This window comes from Rhodococcus sp. MH15 (genome assembly GCF_019266045.1).
Taxonomy (GTDB): domain Bacteria; phylum Actinomycetota; class Actinomycetes; order Mycobacteriales; family Mycobacteriaceae; genus Rhodococcus_F; species Rhodococcus_F qingshengii.
The window spans coordinates 727,744-744,688 of sequence record NZ_LPNP01000080.1 but is presented as its reverse complement, the minus strand read 5'-3'; the positions used below and the strand labels follow the sequence as shown (position 1 = coordinate 744,688).

General features: G+C 60.9%; 17 protein-coding genes. 5 read left to right on the top strand and 12 right to left on the bottom strand.

From position 1 onward, the window contains the following. Positions 1–110: 110 nt before the first annotated feature. From htpG to ATN37_RS26415, 4 genes are all read right to left on the bottom strand, one after another. Positions 111–2,039: a molecular chaperone HtpG gene (htpG, locus tag ATN37_RS26430; protein WP_003940518.1), complete on the bottom strand. Its 1,929-nt coding sequence runs from the start codon at positions 2,037–2,039 to the stop codon at positions 111–113. A gap of 130 nt (positions 2,040–2,169) precedes the next feature. Then, the gene (locus tag ATN37_RS26425; protein WP_218695808.1) at positions 2,170–3,303 is read right to left on the bottom strand and encodes an acyl-CoA dehydrogenase family protein; all 1,134 of its coding nucleotides are present in this window, start codon (positions 3,301–3,303) and stop codon (positions 2,170–2,172) included. A 9-nt stretch (positions 3,304–3,312) separates the two neighbouring features. Next, a complete protein-coding gene (locus ATN37_RS26420; protein ID WP_047271166.1) occupies positions 3,313–4,485 on the bottom strand; it encodes an acyl-CoA dehydrogenase family protein in 1,173 nt (390 codons plus the stop codon). 28 nt (positions 4,486–4,513) lie between these two features. After that, the gene (locus tag ATN37_RS26415) at positions 4,514–4,975 is read right to left on the bottom strand and encodes a MaoC family dehydratase (protein ID WP_042453553.1); all 462 of its coding nucleotides are present in this window, start codon (positions 4,973–4,975) and stop codon (positions 4,514–4,516) included. Between the two features lie 94 nt (positions 4,976–5,069). Between ATN37_RS26415 and ATN37_RS26410 the strand changes: the two genes are divergently transcribed. After that, positions 5,070–5,723 (top strand): TetR/AcrR family transcriptional regulator, encoded by a 654-nt coding sequence (locus ATN37_RS26410; protein WP_003939740.1) that lies wholly within the window; start codon positions 5,070–5,072, stop codon positions 5,721–5,723. 6 nt (positions 5,724–5,729) lie between these two features. Here the strand turns inward: ATN37_RS26410 and ATN37_RS26405 are convergent, their stop codons facing one another. Together ATN37_RS26405 and ATN37_RS26400 are read right to left on the bottom strand one after the other, a co-directional pair. Then, complete coding sequence (locus ATN37_RS26405) at positions 5,730–6,176, bottom strand: MarR family winged helix-turn-helix transcriptional regulator (RefSeq protein ID WP_003940281.1); 447 nt, start codon at positions 6,174–6,176, stop codon at positions 5,730–5,732. Positions 6,177–6,188: 12 nt separating this feature from the next. Further along, positions 6,189–6,593, bottom strand: coding sequence for an EVE domain-containing protein (locus ATN37_RS26400; protein WP_218695806.1), 405 nt, complete (start codon positions 6,591–6,593; stop codon positions 6,189–6,191). A gap of 145 nt (positions 6,594–6,738) precedes the next feature. On the opposite strand from ATN37_RS26400, the gene ATN37_RS26395 reads away from it, so the two are divergent. Continuing rightward, entirely contained in the window at positions 6,739–7,416 is a 678-nt protein-coding gene (locus ATN37_RS26395; RefSeq protein ID WP_214924389.1) for a TetR/AcrR family transcriptional regulator, read from the top strand. Further along, positions 7,413–8,333 carry a TIGR01777 family oxidoreductase gene (locus tag ATN37_RS26390; protein WP_218695804.1) on the top strand — a complete coding sequence of 307 codons (921 nt, stop codon included), beginning with the start codon at positions 7,413–7,415 and terminating at the stop codon, positions 8,331–8,333. The genes ATN37_RS26395 and ATN37_RS26390 overlap by 4 nt, the downstream gene beginning before the upstream one ends. Here ATN37_RS26390 and ATN37_RS26385 read toward each other — a convergent pair. The 6 genes from ATN37_RS26385 to prpD all read right to left on the bottom strand — a co-directional run bounded on the left by ATN37_RS26385 (position 8,330) and on the right by prpD (position 14,246). Then, positions 8,330–8,806 (bottom strand): MerR family transcriptional regulator, encoded by a 477-nt coding sequence (locus ATN37_RS26385; protein ID WP_210377693.1) that lies wholly within the window; start codon positions 8,804–8,806, stop codon positions 8,330–8,332. The two genes, ATN37_RS26390 and ATN37_RS26385, sit on opposite strands and share 4 nt — an antisense overlap. 9 nt (positions 8,807–8,815) lie before the next feature. Continuing rightward, positions 8,816–9,676, bottom strand: a complete 861-nt coding sequence (locus tag ATN37_RS26380) for an SDR family NAD(P)-dependent oxidoreductase (RefSeq protein ID WP_047269779.1) — start codon at positions 9,674–9,676, stop codon at positions 8,816–8,818. 60 nt (positions 9,677–9,736) lie between these two features. Further along, positions 9,737–10,519, bottom strand: coding sequence for an enoyl-CoA hydratase (locus ATN37_RS26375; protein WP_218695802.1), 783 nt, complete (start codon positions 10,517–10,519; stop codon positions 9,737–9,739). 189 nt (positions 10,520–10,708) lie between these two features. After that, complete coding sequence (locus ATN37_RS26370) at positions 10,709–11,830, bottom strand: bifunctional 2-methylcitrate synthase/citrate synthase (protein ID WP_047269777.1); 1,122 nt, start codon at positions 11,828–11,830, stop codon at positions 10,709–10,711. After that, a complete protein-coding gene (prpB, locus tag ATN37_RS26365) occupies positions 11,827–12,744 on the bottom strand; it encodes a methylisocitrate lyase (RefSeq protein ID WP_054825247.1) in 918 nt (305 codons plus the stop codon). Before prpB ends, ATN37_RS26370 begins: the two co-directional genes overlap by 4 nt. Further along, positions 12,744–14,246, bottom strand: a complete 1,503-nt coding sequence (gene prpD, locus ATN37_RS26360) for a 2-methylcitrate dehydratase PrpD (RefSeq protein ID WP_075834387.1) — start codon at positions 14,244–14,246, stop codon at positions 12,744–12,746. The genes prpB and prpD overlap by 1 nt, the downstream gene beginning before the upstream one ends. 167 nt (positions 14,247–14,413) lie before the next feature. On the opposite strand from prpD, the gene ATN37_RS26355 reads away from it, so the two are divergent. Together ATN37_RS26355 and ATN37_RS26350 are read left to right on the top strand one after the other, a co-directional pair. Further along, positions 14,414–15,835, top strand: coding sequence for a short-chain fatty acyl-CoA regulator family protein (locus ATN37_RS26355; protein WP_003939891.1), 1,422 nt, complete (start codon positions 14,414–14,416; stop codon positions 15,833–15,835). 67 nt (positions 15,836–15,902) lie between these two features. Further along, complete coding sequence (locus ATN37_RS26350; RefSeq protein ID WP_047269774.1) at positions 15,903–16,898, top strand: endonuclease/exonuclease/phosphatase family protein; 996 nt, start codon at positions 15,903–15,905, stop codon at positions 16,896–16,898. Positions 16,899–16,945: the final 47 nt, after the last annotated feature.

Sequence of the window (16,945 nt, the reverse complement as noted above, 5' to 3'; positions counted from 1 at the left end):
TTAGAAGTTATTGCGGACAGAAACGGTCCTCATTAGAAAACGATCAAGAAAAAACTCCCGGCACCCACCGATGAAGGTGAGTGCCGGGAGTTCGAGCGAGCTAGACGAGATCAGACTGTGCGGGCCAAACGATCGGCCAGCAGGCGCGTGAAGTGCGCCGGATCGCTCAGCTCGCCGCCCTCGGCAAGCAACGCCATGCCGTAGAGCAACTGAGCCGTCTCCGTCAGGTTCTCTGCATTGTCATTGGCGGCCTGCGCCTCCCGCAGACCCGAGACAAGCGGATGCTCCGGGTTGAGCTCGAGAATGCGCTTGCTGTGTGGAACAGGCTGACCCGAAGCCTTGTACATCTTCTCGAGCGTCGGAGACATGCTGAACGCGTCGCCGACGATGCAGGCAGCCGACGTGGTCAGGCGCGTCGAGAGACGCGTTTCCTTGATGTCGTCGGACAGGGTTTCGGTCAGCCACGTCAGCAGCGCGCCGAATTCCTTTTCCTTCTCTTCGCGCTCGGCTTCGGCCGCCTTCTTCTCGTCCTCGGTGTCGAGGTCGACCTCGCCCTTGGCGATCGACTGGAAGGTCTTGCCGTCGAAGTCCGAGACTGCGTCGACCCACATCTCGTCCACGGGATCGGTAAGTACCAGAACCTCGAGGCCCTTGGCCTTGAAAGCCTCCATGTGCGGCGAGCTTTCGATGAGGTGACGAGATTCGCCGGTCATGAAGTAGATCTGTTCCTGACCGTCCTTCATGCGCTCCACGTACTCGGCGAGAGTGGTCACGCCCTCTTCGCTGTTGGTCGAGGCGAAGGACGAGATGTCGAGCAGCGTCTTGCGGTTGTCGGCATCGGCCATCAGGCCTTCCTTGAGCGCGCGTCCGAACTCGGTCCAGAAGGTCGAGTACTTCTCGGGCTCGTTCGCCTTCATGTCCTTGATGGTCGAGAGGACCTTCTTGGTCAGACGACGACGGATGGCAGCGATCTGCCGGTCCTGCTGCAGAATTTCACGAGAGACATTGAGCGAGAGGTCTTGTGCGTCGACGACACCCTTGACGAAGCGCAGGTAATCGGGCACCAACTCTTCGCAGTCGTCCATGATGAAGACGCGCTTGACATAGAGGTGGATCCCGGCCTTGCGCTCACGCATGAACAGATCGAACGGCGCCGTCGACGGAATGAACAGCAGCGCTTGGTATTCGAAAGTACCTTCGGCCTTCATCGGGATGACCTCGAGAGGCTCGTCCCAGGCGTGGCTGACGTGCTTGTAGAACTCCTTGTACTCGTCCTCGGACACCTCGTCCTTGGCGCGAGTCCACAGCGCCTTCATCGAGTTGATCGTCTCGGTCTCGATGGTGACCTCGGGCTCCTCGCCCTCGGCCGGCGTCGACGTACGAGCGACATCCATGCGGATCGGCCACGCGATGAAGTCGGAGTACTTCTTGACCAGTTCCTTGATCTTCCATTCCGACGTGTAGTCGTGCAGGCCGTTCTCGGAATCCTCGGGCATCAGGTGCAGGGTCACGGAGCTACCCTGCGGTGCCTCGTTCACATGCTCGAGCGTGTACGTGCCTTCGCCGGTCGATTCCCAGCGCGTCGCGTGATCTTCACCGGCGCGGCGGGTCAGCAGCGTGACCTTGTCCGCGACCATGAACGTGGAGTAGAAGCCGATGCCGAACTGACCGATCAGTTCTTCGGATGCCGCTGCATCCTTGGCTTCCTTGAGCTTACGACGTACCTCGGCGGTGCCGGACTTGGCGAGCGTGCCGATCAGGTCGACGACCTCGTCACGCGACATGCCGATGCCGTTGTCGCGGATGGTCAGGGTGCGTGCTGCCTTGTCGATGTCGATCTCGATATGCAGATCGGAGACGTCGACGTTGAGGTCTTTGTCCTGGTAAGACTCGAGGCGGAGCTTGTCCAGCGCGTCCGAAGCGTTGGAGATCAACTCACGAAGGAAGCTGTCCTTGTTCGTATAGATTGAATGAACCATCAGATCCAGCAGCTGACGTGTTTCTGCTTGGAACTCGAGCTGCTCGGTATGCGCGGTCACTTCGATCCCTTTCTCTTCTCGGACTGATCACAGGAATTTTACTTGACCTCGAATACCGCGGGTCGCCCCCCGCACAGACAAGGGAGGCCACGCGACCTGCGCGTGACCTCCCGTTATCTTCACCACCGATCTACTCGGTGACGTTCACCATCGAATAGTTCGAGACGCCGGCGGCCAGCACCCTGAGGTGATCGTCAGATGCGCCCAAAGTGTGTTCGATGGCCACCAGCCGCGAGACGTAGTGCCCGACCGGATACTCGGCTGTCATTCCGATACCACCGTGCATCTGAATTGCTTCCTGACCGATCTGATGCGCGGCGCGACCGACAGACAGCTTCGCTCGCGACGCGATGGTCGGATCGATCACTCCGTCGGCGATGGCCATGGTGGCGTACAGACTCATGCTGCTCGCCAGTTCGAGCGCCACGTACATGTCGGCCGCACGATGAGTCAGCGTCTGGAACTTCGCGAGCGGAACACCGAACTGCTTGCGCTGCTTCAGGTATTCCGTCGTCAGTCGCAGAGCTTCGGTCATGATCCCGATCGCCTCGGCGCACAGAGCTGCCTGCGCCCGAACCTCTGCTTCGACGATCGCCTCCGTGACATCGCCGCCCTCACCAAGCTGTTCGGCCGCGGCATCGGTGAACGTGAACTGCGCACCGCGACGGCCGTCGTGGGTGGCGTACGTGCTCCGTGTGACACCTGAGCCCTCCGCATCCACCAGGAAGAGCCCGGTGCCGCCGCCTGGAAGTGTGGCGCTGACGATCACGACGTGCGCGCTGTCGCCCTGCAGAACCGGGTTCTTGACGCCGGTGATCGTCCACCCCGATCCCTCCTGCGATGCATTGGTCGTGACAGTGGCGACCGGCCAGCGCGTGCCGGGTTCCGTATGCGCGAAGGCCGACAGAGTGGTCCCGTCGCTGAGCGCCGGCAGGAGCCGCGCCCGCTGATCTGCCGAACCGACAGCCGCGATCAAACCGCCGGGGATCAGAACACTACCCAGATACGGCTCGGGTGCAAGCGCGCGGCCCAGTTCGGTCATCACGACCATGGTCTCGACCGGCCCAGCGCCCATCCCGCCGTCGGCCTCCGCGAATGGCAGGCCGAGCAGCCCGAGCTCCGCGAACTGCTTCCACACCGAGGCATTCCATCCCTCGTCAGTGGCCGAGGTGGCGTTACGCTTCTCCGCGTCGCAGCTGCGGTTGAGCAATTCACGCGTCGTGTCGCGAAGCATCGTCTGCTCGTCGTCGAGTTCGAAATTCATGTCAGATGCTCACAATCCGAGAATCGAGGAGGCAATGATGGAGCGCTGCACCTCACTTGATCCGCTGTAGATGGAAACCTTCCGGTAGTTCAGGTAGCGCGGCGCCGCTTGCTGCGCCCACTCCGGCGAGTCGATCTCGACCGTGTTCACCGGCAACGAGTCCGGACCCGCAACATCCATCAGCAATTCCGTTGCTGCCTGCTGCAATTCGGAGCCGCGGAGCTTGAGCAGCGAGGACGCCGGGTTCGGCTTGCCGTCTGCCGAACTCGCCACAACTCGCAGTTGAGTCAGATCCAGCGCAAGCAAATCGTTTTCCAGCTCAGCCAACCGAGCCGCGAACAACGGATCATCGAGGAGGGTGCCGGTTCCAACGCGAACTTCCCGCGCCTTCTCTTTTGCCGTGGCGACAAGAGTTTTGGAGAACCCGACCCGCGTGACGCCCGTGCGTTCGTTGCCGAGCAGGAACTTGGCGTAGTCCCAGCCTTTGTTCTCTTCGCCGACAAGATTCTCCGCAGGGACGCGGACGTTGTCGAAGAACACCTCGTTGACCTCGACGCTGCCGTCGATCAGTTTGATGGGGCGAACCGTGATGCCGGGAGTTGCCAGATCGATGAGCAAGAACGAAATTCCGGCCTGCCGCTTCTGGGCACTGGCATCTGTGCGAACCAGACAGAAGATCCACTCGGCGTGCTGAGCGAGAGTAGTCCACGTCTTCTGACCGTTGACGATGTAATCCGCGCCGTCACGGACAGCGGCCGTCTTGAGTGAAGCGAGATCCGAACCGGCTTCTGGTTCCGAAAAACCTTGGCACCACCAGATATCGGCGTTAGCCGTCGCCGGGAGAAACTGCTCCTTCTGCTCCTGCGAGCCGAAGGCAGCGATAACGGGCCCAACCATGCTCACGTTGAACGGCAACGGGTTGGGTACCGACGCCAACTGCATTTCCTCGGAATAGATGTGGCGCTGAACCGGAGTCCAGTCCTTGCCACCCCATTCGACCGGCCAGTGTGGAACCGCCAACCCGTGTGCGTTCAGAATCTGTTGACCCGCAACGATGTCCTCACGAGTCAGCTTTCCGAATCCGGCTGCACGTGCTCGAAGTTCGGGCGAGAATTCGGTGGTGAAGAACTTTCGCATCTCCTCGCGGAACGCAACTTCCTCAGTGGTCAGTTCGAGATTCATGTGGAGTCTGCTTTCTTCTTGCAGGATTTCAGAACAAGATTCGCGCGACGGTCTGCGCAACGACGGCAGGTTTGCCCACGCCTTCGATCTCGACGGTGTTGGTGATCTGACTCTGTAGTGAACCGTTCGGCAATTCTTCGATTGCGGAGAGCACTGCGGTATTTCGAACCTTGGCCCCGACTGGCACCGGACTCGGGAATCGAACCTTGTCGGACCCGTAGTTGATGACCATTTTCGCGCCGTCGATGCGATACACGGACTTCGACAGAAGCGGCAGGAGTGAGAGCGTCAGATACCCGTGCGCAATTGGTCCACCGAAAGGTGATTCGCGCCTGGCTCTTTCGTCGTCGACATGAATCCACTGATGGTCACCGGTCGCGTCGGCAAATTGGTGGACCATCTCGCGGGTGACCTCGACCCACTCGCTCGAGCCCAGCGTTTCACCGACCGCCCCCAGGAGATCGGACTTGTTCTCGAACACCCGTGTCATCTGATCCTCCACGTTCCCGAACACTGTTAGGTTAATTGGATAATAAACTCACAGTGTAAGGTTGTCCAGTACTCAGACGAAAGGTTTCTGTGCGATGGCGCGACCGCGGGTTCCACTACTGAGCAAGCCGATCATCAGGGACACCGCCCTGAAACTGGTCGACGAGAACGGTTTGACCGACTTCTCGATGCGCAAACTCGCCACCGTCCTCGGCGTGCAGGCACCGTCGCTGTACAGCCATTACGCCAACAAGGACGAGTTACTCGACGACGTCGCGAACGTCATCATGGAGTCCGTCGACGTGAGCGGCTTCGACTCCGACGATTGGCGCGGCGCGCTGCGTACGTGGGCGCGGTCCTACCACGCTGCCCTGGGCAAGCATCCCAACATCGTTCCCTATCTGGCCTACGGTCCGAGCGTCAGGCCCATCGCCCTCGATCGCGCGAACGCCATCCACGGCGGCCTGGTGCGCGCCGGATGGCCGCAGCGCACGGCAACGCTGATCGGCGCTTCCGTCAAGTACGTGGTCATGGGTGCTGCGACGGCAACGTTCTCCGGCGGATTCGTGGACGATCCCGCTATCTACGCCGAGCGTTACCCGCACCTCACACGAGCACACCTGTTGCGTGAGCGCGCCACCGAGATCGACGGCGCCAGCTTCGAACTCGCACTGGAATCCCTGCTGGACGGGCTGGACGCCAAATACGCACTGCTGCAGAGAACTACAGAGCAACCTCCTCGAAACTGAGGGTTGTTACCGTCGATCAAGCGCGCCGAGCATCGCAACGAAGGCCGCCTGACGATCCCCCAGAGCGGCGAAGAATTCCCGGTCCGAAGATTCCACCGCGCGGTTCGCCCTGCCGGCCAAGGCCGCACCCACCGGCGTGACGGCAAGCGAGCGAGCACGAGCATCGGTCGGATGTGGACGTCGTTCGACAAACCCCTTGGATTCGAGGGTCCGAATCACCTGTGACGTCATCATCGCGTCGGTGCGCGCGTACTCGGCAAGACCGCGTTGAGTTATCGGCGTCTCTGCATCCAGCCAGGTCAGTGCTGCGAGCAGAACGAACTGCACGTGGGTCAGGTCGAAAGGTCGCAGCGCCGCGCGAATCGAGGCTTGCCAAGCATTGGTGACACGCCACAACATCAGACCGGGACTCTCGTCCGCGTCCTCGAAGTCGGTTTCCAGTTTCTTCGCCACAGCGCCAGTGTGTCAGCTCGTCGTCGAACGCAGAACCTCGACGTCGTTGTCATCCAACGGAATCAAGCCACGCCGGAGTTGATACCCCCAATTCGGTGCCGAGGTCAGCTCCAATCGACTCCGGACTGCGTCGAGAGGAACGGGCGTGAACTGTTCGTACCGAACTCGCCGCCGAAACGGCTTGAAACACCCCTCGTCCGCCTGCCAGATCTCACCCTCTTCGATCACACCGAGAGCTGTGAACTCGCGCAACGGATCTCGGTCGCCCATGGACTCGACCGGCGAATAATAGACCAGCACGTCACCTGCTTTCATCCGTACCAAACCAGCTCTCTTTCCGTGCCCGATCTGTGCGATACCGAGATCCACTGCGCGACGCACATGTTCGGCAGAGACAACCCCTAACCAGGCATTCATCGCCGGCCCCCTGGCGAACCGAAAGCACATTCATGCATACATTTAGTATGCGCGCTTATTATATTTCACGCAACAGATCCACTCTTGAACGTGTTCAACTCCAGGGCGTACGCTGCACTTGAACATGTTCAAAGAAGGAGTGTCGATGAGTAGTCGCGGGATCGAGACCAGGGAAAAGCTAGTGGAAACAGCATTGCGGCTCTTCCGCGACGAAGGCTTCGCAGCGACGACCATGCGCAAGATCGCAAATGAGGCAGAGGTCTCGCTCGGGAACGCCTACTACTATTTCGCCAGTAAAGACGAACTGGTTCACGAGCTGTATCTCGTCATCCAACGCGATCACCGCGCGCGGGCGCTTCCACTCCTTCGCGAAGGTGGGTCACTGACAGAAAATCTCAGGATTGTTCTGCACACCGGACTCGATGTCATGGGGCCCTATCACGGCTTCGGCAGCACGTTTCTGCACGTTGCCCTGCCCACCACATCACAGTCCAGCCCGTTCTCGGCCGAGTCGACCGATGCGAGATCGATGGCCGTCGAATTGATGCGCCAAGCACTGGCGGCGTCGAAGCAGAAGACGCCGTCGTCATTGGAGACCCAGCTCCCCACACTCTTGTGGCTCAGCTATCTGGGCGTGACGCTGCACTGGGTTACCGACTCGTCTCCGGGGCAAACGCGCACCCGATCCCTGGTCGACGGCCTGGTACCGATCATCGCCAAAGCGCTCACACTCGCCCGGCTGCCAGTGGCACGAGGTCTGGTCGGCGATGTCGCCGCCCTGATGACAAAAGTCGTTTCTGCAGAGGGGAACACAAAACCATGAAGACCGTTGTTGTCTGTGGTGCGTCGGGTTACGTAGGCCAACACCTTCTTCGAACGCTCGAATCCAACGGGGTCGACGTTCGGACGATCGGCCGGGGAGGAACGAGCGATGCCACGTGGTCCGACGAGCACGGCGTCGCCGATGTACTCAGCGGCACGGATCTGCTCGTCAACCTCGCCGGCCGCTCCGTGAGCTGCCGCTACAACAAGCGCAATGCCGACGACATCTTCTCCTCCCGAGTGGAAACGACTGCACTGTTGGGTCGTGCGCTGACCCGCACGCCGCAGCCACCCTCACTCTGGGCGAATGCCAGTACCGGCACGATCTACCGAGACGCACGAGATCGACCGATGGACGAGAAGAACGGAGAGCTGGGAAAGGGATTCTCCGTAGCGGTCGCGCGAGCGTGGGAACACGAATTGTTCTCAGCCCCAACGCCTGTTCGCAAAGTGGCACTTCGGATGTCGATCGTCCTCGGAGCCGGCGGTGGGGCGATCAATCCGTTCGTCAACCTCGCCCGAATGGGCTTCGGCGGACGAATGGGCGACGGCCGACAGATGTTCAGCTGGATTCACATCGCCGACGTCATTCGCGCGATCATCCACGTCTACGAGAATCCGGAGATCTCAGGCCCGGTCAATATCGCATCCCCGTATCCGGTAACCAACACCGACATGATGCGGATGGTACGAGCGAAACTTGGCCGACAATATGGGTTTCCGACGCCGGGCTGGATGCTCGAGTTCGGCGCACGAATCATCCGCACCGAGGCTGAACTGGTAACGAAGAGTCGCTGGGTTTCACCAGGGGTGCTCGCGGACAGCGGCTTCCAGTATCAATTTCCGACGTCGGAGTCTGCGCTGAACCAGATCGCTCAAGAGACCCCGCGAGGGTTGCTTCCGGTTTCACTCGGCTAAATATCCTGCTCTCCGGTCCGCCCGCCGTACGTCGCAATCTTGTACTCCGTCGCAGCCAAAGACAACGTGAGCTCCTTGATCTGCCGACGAACGGTGTCCCGGTGTTCGAGCAGCATGTCGAGCCTCTCCGGAACTGTCCCTTCACCGGCGTCGACCAGTTCGACGTAGTGCTGCAGGTCGCGAATCGCCATACCTGAAATACGCATGCGGGTCAGAAACACCAGCCTGCGAACCGATTCCGGACCGTACACACGATGTCCGCTCGAGTCACGATCGACCTCGACCAGACCGATCTTCTCGTAGTAGCGCAGCGTATGTGCCGAGACATCCAGCAGGTCCGAGACTTCGGCGATCGACATCGGCTCCTGAACGTCTCCTGCATCGACGAGTCGGTGAATCACCTCGATCGACATGGGCCCGTTCACTTCCCCAAGTGCCTCGAGTGCCTTACGCATCAAGTCTTCGGTAGCCATCTTCTCAGCCTAGAACGGACGGACGGGTCCGGCAGCATCCGCGAAATCGGCGCTGCGAGCCAGGTCGGCCCAGACGCATACCTCGGCGAGATTCTTCCGATACGACGCGGAGACACGCTCCACGGCTTCCTTTCCGAGTGGCAGACGAAGTGGCACATTCTCGCTGTGCACAAGCGAGGTGATGATCTCTGCTGCTTTCTCCGGATCACCCTCCTGAACACCGTCTGCGGCCGCCATGTCCCGCAGAACGGGATCCAGCAAATCACGGTATTCCGATGATGATTCGGCGAAGCTCAGAACGCCAGGCGTGTTGAATGCTGTACGGAATCGGCTGGGCTCGACGATCATCACCCGAACGCCGAACTGCGCGACCTCACCGGCGAGAGCCTCCGACCAACCCTCGAGAGCGAACTTCGACGCCGAGTACGCCCCGACGCCGGGAAACGACATACGGCCGCCTTGACTGCTCATCTGCACGATCGTCCCGCTGCCCTGCACTCGCATCGACGGGAGGACGGCGCGCACCAACGCGGCGGGTCCGATCAGGTGCAGTTCCATGAGATCCCGCAAGGTCGAATCGTCCACCATCTCCGCCGCGCCGACCATCCCACGACCGGCATTGTTGACCAGCACGTCGATGCGACCGAAACGCTCGAGCGCATATTCGACGATGCTGGGTGCCGCCGCGGTGTCGCGGACGTCGAACGTCACCGCCGAGAACCGATCCGGATGCTCCGACGCAATATCTGCAACGGACTCGGGACGACGAACTGCAGCGACTACCGCGTCCCCCGATCGAAGTGCAGACAGTGCGAGTTCACGGCCGAAACCCTGAGAAACTCCAGTGATGATCCAGGTCTTTGTTGTCATGGTCGGCAACGCTAGGGGTTAGAGCGCGCTCCAACGCAAGCCTGTGGTTCTACCGCCGAACTACACGCCGGCCCACACCGGTCGTTCCCCGCGAAGGAAACCGTCGACGCCGGCTTTGAAGTCGTCACTGCTGTAGATCATGCTCATCAGATCATCGTTGTCGGCAATCACTCGGGTTCTGATGCGTCGCAGGGACTCCCGAATAGTCCAGACGGTCATCGGGGCGGCGGCAAGTAGATCGCGAGATACCTGGGCAGTCAGGGTCGCGAACTCGGACTCTGTTGCACAGTCGCTGAGGAAGCCGCTCCGCAGAGCCTCGCCACTCGACATCACCCCAGCCCGAGCGATCAACGACATCAGACGCGAACTGCCGATCCTGTCCGCCAGCAACGCCAAGGAATGGATCGACAACGAGTTTCCGAGTGTGCGCGCGATCGGTAGGCAGAAGCGTGACCCCTGCGTCGCGATCCGCACATCGCACGCTGCCGACAGCAACAGCCCTGCTCCCGCGCACACACCGTCGATGACCGCGAGGGTGGGAACCCTCACTTTCTCGAGTTCGGTCAGTACGCCGACGAACCGGCTTTCGTAGTCGAGCCCGTCGTGAAAGCTCGAGAAGGTTTGAAAGTGGCCAATGTCGGAGCCCGCCGAGAACGCCTCTCCCCCAGCACCTCGGAGAGTGAGCAACCGAATCTCGCGGTCGGAGTCGGCGCGCCGGCAGGCTCCGGCAATGGCGTCGTACATCTGCGGGGTCAATGCGTTGCGCTTTTCCGGCCGGTTGAACACGACGTCGAGGGTCTCGCCACGACGGATGATCAAGATTTCTTCGTGCGTTTCAGTCATGACACTCACGTTATTTCCGGTAGAGAAAAGTCGAAACACATTGCACTTGAATATCTTTGCGAATTCTCGATGCAAAGTTGCAGATAGTGCGAACGGAGAAGCGTCGACGAGGCCAGGAGACGGTGATGCCAGAACCGAACCTCGCCGACGCAGTATCAAAGGGGCGTCATGCCACGACAGCAAAAAGTGTCATGCCACGACTGTGCGCTGTGGCACGCCCGAATACTGGCTCAGCGGCCTGATCAGTGCATTCGACTGCCCTTGCTCGATGATGTGCGCCGTCCATCCGGTGATGCGGCTCATCACGAAGATCGGCGTGAACATCTCGACGTCGAAGCCCATGAGGAAATATGCAGGGCCCGTGGGGAAATCGAGATTCGGCTTGATTCCGGTGGCACTGACCATGGTCTTCTCGAGGATCTCGTACATCTGCACCCACTTCTCGCCGTCGGTCGCTGCCGCGACGTCGAGGAGGGCCTGCTTCATGGTCGGAACACGCGAATCACCGTTCTTGTAGACGCGGTGCCCGAAGCCCATGACCTTCTCCTTGGCAGCCAACTTCTCCGACATCCAGGCTTCGGCGCGGTCGGGGTCGTCGATCTCGAGCATGTCGTGCATGACAGCTTCGTTTGCACCGCCGTGCAACGGGCCCTTGAGCGTGCCGATAGCAGCGGTCACTGCGCTGTAGATGTCCGAAAGTGTGGACGTCACAACACGAGCGGCGAACGTCGAGGCGTTGAAGGAGTGCTCCGCGTACAGGATCAGCGAGACCTCGAAGGCCTTCACGATCGCCGACTCCGGAACAGCACCGAAGCACATGTTCAAGAAGTTTTCGGCGAAACCCAGGTCCGACTGCGGCGCGATGGGATCCTGACCGCGCCGGCGGCGGAAATCGGCTGCGACGATGGTCGGCAGCACAGCCGTCATCCGCAGCGCCTTGGCCAGATTGGCCTTCTCCGAGTTGTCGTCCTCCGCCGGATCCTCGGCGCCGAGGTAGCTGATCGCCGTGCGGACAACATCCATGGGGTGGCAGTTGTCCGGCATCTTGGTCAGGAGTGAGAGCAGTGAGCGGTCGGCACGACGGGCCGCACGCTCACGCAGGCAGAGTAATTCGAGCTGCTCGGGAGTCGGCAGTTCGCCGTACCAGAGCAGGTGCGCAACTTCTTCGAAGCTGCAGTTCGCGGCAAGGTCCTGCACTGCGTAACCGCGATACGTCAACGAATTCGTCTCGGGCACTACCTTGGAGATAGCCGTCGTATCGACGACAACTCCGGCCAAGCCCTTGTAGATCGTCGGAATCTGTTCGGTCATGTCCTACTCCCCTCCAAGCTGAAATTGAAAATGCCACTGTCGAATTCGTTGTAGCGCTCGTACTCGAGAATCTCGTACAACCTGCTGCGATGCTGCATTTCGCCGAGCAGTCCTTCTTGCGTGCCCTCCGCGAAAATCTCGCGCAGACCCTTTTCGATAGCGAACATCGCCAGCCGAAGGGTGGTCACGGGGTAGATGACGGCGTTGAAACCGATCTCTTCCAATGTCTTCGCCGAAATGAGGTTCGACTTCCCGAACTCGGTCATGTTGGCGAGGAGCGGAGTGTCGACTGCTGCGCGGAACTTCTCGAAGTCTGCTTCGGTGGCAAGAGCTTCGGTGAAGATCAAATCAGCACCGGCATCCGCGTAGGCCTTTGCTCGCTCGATCGCCGCGTCGATACCGTCGATTCCGGCAGCATCGGTGCGCGCGCAGATGACGAAGTTCGGATCACGGCGCGCCGACACTGCAGCACGAACACGGCGAACCATGTCTTCGGTGGGCACAATCGCTTTGCCGTCGAGGTGCCCGCAGCGCTTCGGGTTGATCTGGTCCTCGAGATGCAGACCGGCTATGCCGTCGTCCTCGAAGATCGTGACCGTGCGGGCCGCGCTCATGGGTTCACCGAATCCGGTGTCGGCGTCGACGAGCGTCGGGAGGTCCGTGACGCGCGCGATCTGCTTGCTGTGGCCGACGACCTCGGTCAAGGTGGTCAGTCCGATGTCGGGAAGCGCCAATCCGGCGGAGTACGCACCACCTGAAACGTAGACACCTTCGAATCCGATTTCCTCAATGAGCTTGGCTGTCAGCGGATTGATGGCACCTGGCAAGCGCTGAATCTTTCCGGACGTCAGCCCCGCCCGGAAGGCAATCCGCTTGTCGGCTGCAGACGTCGCTGCTGCGATGAGGCCCGACATCAGAAAAGTCCCTTGGCGACCTTGGGAGCCCGAGCGAGAACGTCTTCGGAAACGGTGAAGGTCAGCTGATCGAGTTCGCCTGCCTTCAATTCGGCGGTGCGCTGAGCCGCGTCGAGGAAGCGGTCCTGTTCGCTCGGCTCGATGACGCCCTCGGCGAGGGTGCGGAATTTCGCGACGTACTGATCGCGAGCGAACGGACGTGCGCCGAGCGGGTGCGCATCGGCCACCGCAAGCTCGTCGACGATGACTTCGCCGCTCTTCAAGGTGATCTCGGCGCGAGCACCGAAAGCCTTCTCGTCCGGATCCGTCGAGTGGTAACGGCGTGTCCATTCGGGATCTTCGCGCGTGGAGATCTTGTTCCACAGCTCGATCGTGTCCGCGCGCTGTGCACGCTCGGACGCGTAGGAACGTTCGTGGTGCCACGTACCGTCCTGTAGCGCAACGGCAAAGATATACATCACCGAGTGGTCGAGGGTTTCACGCGAGGCGGTCGGGTCGAACTTCTGCGGATCGCCGGAACCGGTGCCGATGACGACGTGGGTGTGGTGGCTGGTATGCAGGACGATCGAGGCGATCTGATCGAGATCACCGACACGAGAACGCATTCGGCGAGCGAGGTCGATCGGCGCCTGGCTCTGGTACTCCGCGGAGTGTTCTTTGGTGTACGAGTCGAGGATGGCGCGCTTCGCCTCACCCGAACCGGGCAGCGGAACGTGGTACTCCTTGTCCGGGCCACCGAGTAGCCAGGCGATGACGCCGTCTTCGCCTTCCCAGATCGGTGACGGTGCGCCCTCACCGCGCATCGCACGGTCGACCGCCTCTACGGCAACCTTGCCTGCCAGCGCAGGCGCGTACGCCTTCCAACTGGAGATCTCGCCCTTGCGGGACTGACGTGTCGCTGTCGTGAGGTGCAGTGCCTGGCCGATTGCCTGGTAGACCGTCTCGGTGCCCAGGCCCAGCAAAGTTCCGATACCTGCCGCAGCCGAGGGGCCGAGGTGTGCGACGTGGTCGATCTTGTGCTCGTGCAGGCAGATAGCCCGAACCAGGTCGATCTGGATCTCGTAGCCGGTCGCCAGACCACGAATCAGGTCTCGACCGTCACGGCCGGTGTGCTGAGCGACGGCGAGGATCGGCGGGATGTTGTCTCCGGGGTGCGAGTACTCGGCGGCGAGGAACGTGTCGTGGAAATCGAGTTCACGAACCGCGACACCGTTGGCCCAGGCGGCCCATTCAGGAGAGAACGTACCGGGGATACCGAACACGGTGGAGCCCGGCGTATACGGATGCGACTGTGCTTGCGCCCGCGCATTCACCACGGGACGGCGCACCAGGGAAGCTGCGGCAACTGCCGCGTTGTCGATGATCCGGTTGACGATCATGTCGGACGTGGCGTCGGTGACCTCGACGGGATCCGTCGCAACTTCCGCGATCTTCCACGCGAGGTGGTCTTCCTTGGGGAACTCTTCGGCAGAGCGGTGGGTGCGTACGAGATGCGTCTTCATCGATCCTCTTCTCACGTTCTTCGGTATCTATTTGCACGCTACGCAGCTCATTCACCTCGGGATAGGCCCTCGCAATTGCCTATTTATGCAATGACGATGCTGCAATGTTGCGAATGTTGCGAATAGCTTCTCGGTAGGGTGAACGCGATCGGCACCGAGGAGATTCGATGAAGAAGATGTACGCGGGAGCGCGGCTGCGACGGCTGCGGGAGGAACGAAACCTGTCACAGTCCGCACTGGCGAAGGCACTCGAACTCTCCCCCAGCTATGTCAATCAACTGGAGAACGATCAACGACCGCTGACGGTGCCCGTCCTTCTCAAGCTCAACGCCGAGTTCGATCTCGACGTGCAATTCTTCGCCTCCGATTCCGACGCACGCCTGGTTGCGGACGTTCATCACGCCTTGGCCGAAACTTCGGAATCTGGAGACGTATCTCTGGCCGAGGTGGACGAATTGGTGGCCCGCATGCCGGCGGTCGGACGCACCCTCGTGATGTTGCACCGCCGCCTTCACGCCGCGACAGAGCAGTTGGACCAGTTCTCGACGCAGTTGTCCGGCGAACCAGCGTCCGATGTGTCACTCGTACCGATGCCCTACGAGGAAGTTCGGGACTTCTTCTACGACCGAAAGAATCACATCGCCGTTCTGGACGACGCTGCCGAGCAGATGTTCCTGGACAACGGATTGTCCGTGGGCGCAGTGGATTTGCAACTGGCACGACTACTTCGCGATCAGCACGGCGTCACCGTGACGATCCGTACCGACGAACCCGACAAGCTCGGCCCCAAGCGTTACTACGATCCGAACAAGTCGGTCCTCACACTCGCCCGTCGTCTGTCGGCAGGACAACGCGCGTTCCAGATCGCAATGCAGTTGGCCTTCTTCACGCAGGCCGACGTGATCGATTCCCTTGTCGCCGAGGATGAATCATTGAGCGCCGAGTCCGCAGCGCTGGCCCGCGTCGGACTCGCACACTACTTTGCCGGCGCACTGCTACTCCCGTACACCCAATTCCTGCAATCCGCTGAGGCCTTGCGGTACGACATCGACCTGCTCAGCCTCAAGTTCGAGGTCGGCTTCGAGACAGTCTGCCACCGGTTGTCCACTCTCCAACGACACGGCCAACGCGGCATCCCTTTCTTCTTCGTCCGAACCGATCGCGCCGGAAACATCTCGAAGCGTCAGTCTGCTACCGCTTTTCACTTCTCCAGAGTCGGCGGCAGTTGCCCGCTGTGGGTCATCCACGAGGCATTCGCGAGCCCAGGTCGCATCCTCACTCAGGTCGCGAAGATGCCCGACGGCCGGACATACCTCTGGGTGGCGCGCACTACCCACAGCGGCGGACTCGGGTACCTCGCACCCGAGCGCAACTTCGCCGTCGGACTCGGTTGCGACATCGGCTACGCCGATCGCATGGTCTACTCACACGGAATTCAGACGGACGACCCCGCGACCATCGTGCCGATCGGCGCGGGGTGCAAAGTCTGTGACAGGCCAGCGTGCTCTCAACGCGCCTTCCCCCAACTCGGCCGCTCGATCTCCGTCAGTGAGAACAGCAGCAGCCATCTTCCGTATCCGCAACAATAGGGCGCAAACAGTAGGGCACACCGACTCCACCTGCAGTTTCCCGGAGCTACGACGCTCTTCTGCTTCCATGGACGTCATGCAACCCGATGCCGTGACCCCTCGTCGACTGGTTCTTCGCCGCCTTTCGGCCGTGGCCGGTGTGGCCGGCATCGTGACTGGTTTGGTTGCCTTGATCGCAACTCAGTTGGACGTCGATCACAACATCGTGATCGTTCTCGCGTCAGTGGCGCCCTTGTTGATGATTGCTCCGCTGATCGGTGCCGTCGTCTCGGGTATCGGGCGTCAGTGGATCGTGTGCGCCGCCTCGATCCTCGTCCTTGGGTTGTTCGGATGGTCTGTGAGCCCGCTGTACATCGGCGGAACTGGGGAGTCGACGTCTGCGAACGGTCCATCGATTCGAATCATGCAGGCCAACTTGATGGTCGGTGCAGCGGATCCGGAGTCGCTTGTGGCGATGGTCCGCGAACGCGAGGTCGACGTGGTGACGGTCCAGGAGTTGACGTACCAGGAAGCCGACGCGCTCGAAGCCGCCGGGCTTGACGAGGTTCTGAGCCACCAATTCCTCGTCCCGTACACCGACGGTGGTGGCGGGGCAGGAATCTACAGTCGCTTTCCACTCTCCAATCCGCGTAGCCTCGACGGATTCTCACCCGAAACGCTGTCCGCAGAACTGAATGTCGGCTTGGCGCAGCCAGTCACATTGTTCGCCGTGCATCCGGCACCGGCGTACATCTCACCGGCTTCGGTGTGGGCGGACGAGCAGCGAAGGCTCGGGTCTTACATGGACAAAGTCGCCGGGCGGGACAACGTGATAGTGAGCGGCGACTTCAACGCGTCGTACTCGAACAAACAGTTCCGGAATCTTCTCACGAACGGATACACCAGCGCCGCCGACCAATTGGGTTCCGGCCTGATCCCGACCTATCCGACCGACAAGCGGTATCCGGCGGTGGTCGGTATCGACCACATCATCACGAAAGGCGCCGTGGCGACATCCTTGGAACGGATCGAGATCGAGGGATCCGATCACCACGGCCTGATTGCCGACATCACGTTGTCTTGAGTAAATACTGGATTGAGCAAGCACCAGGGCATGGTTGTGCCCCGGTG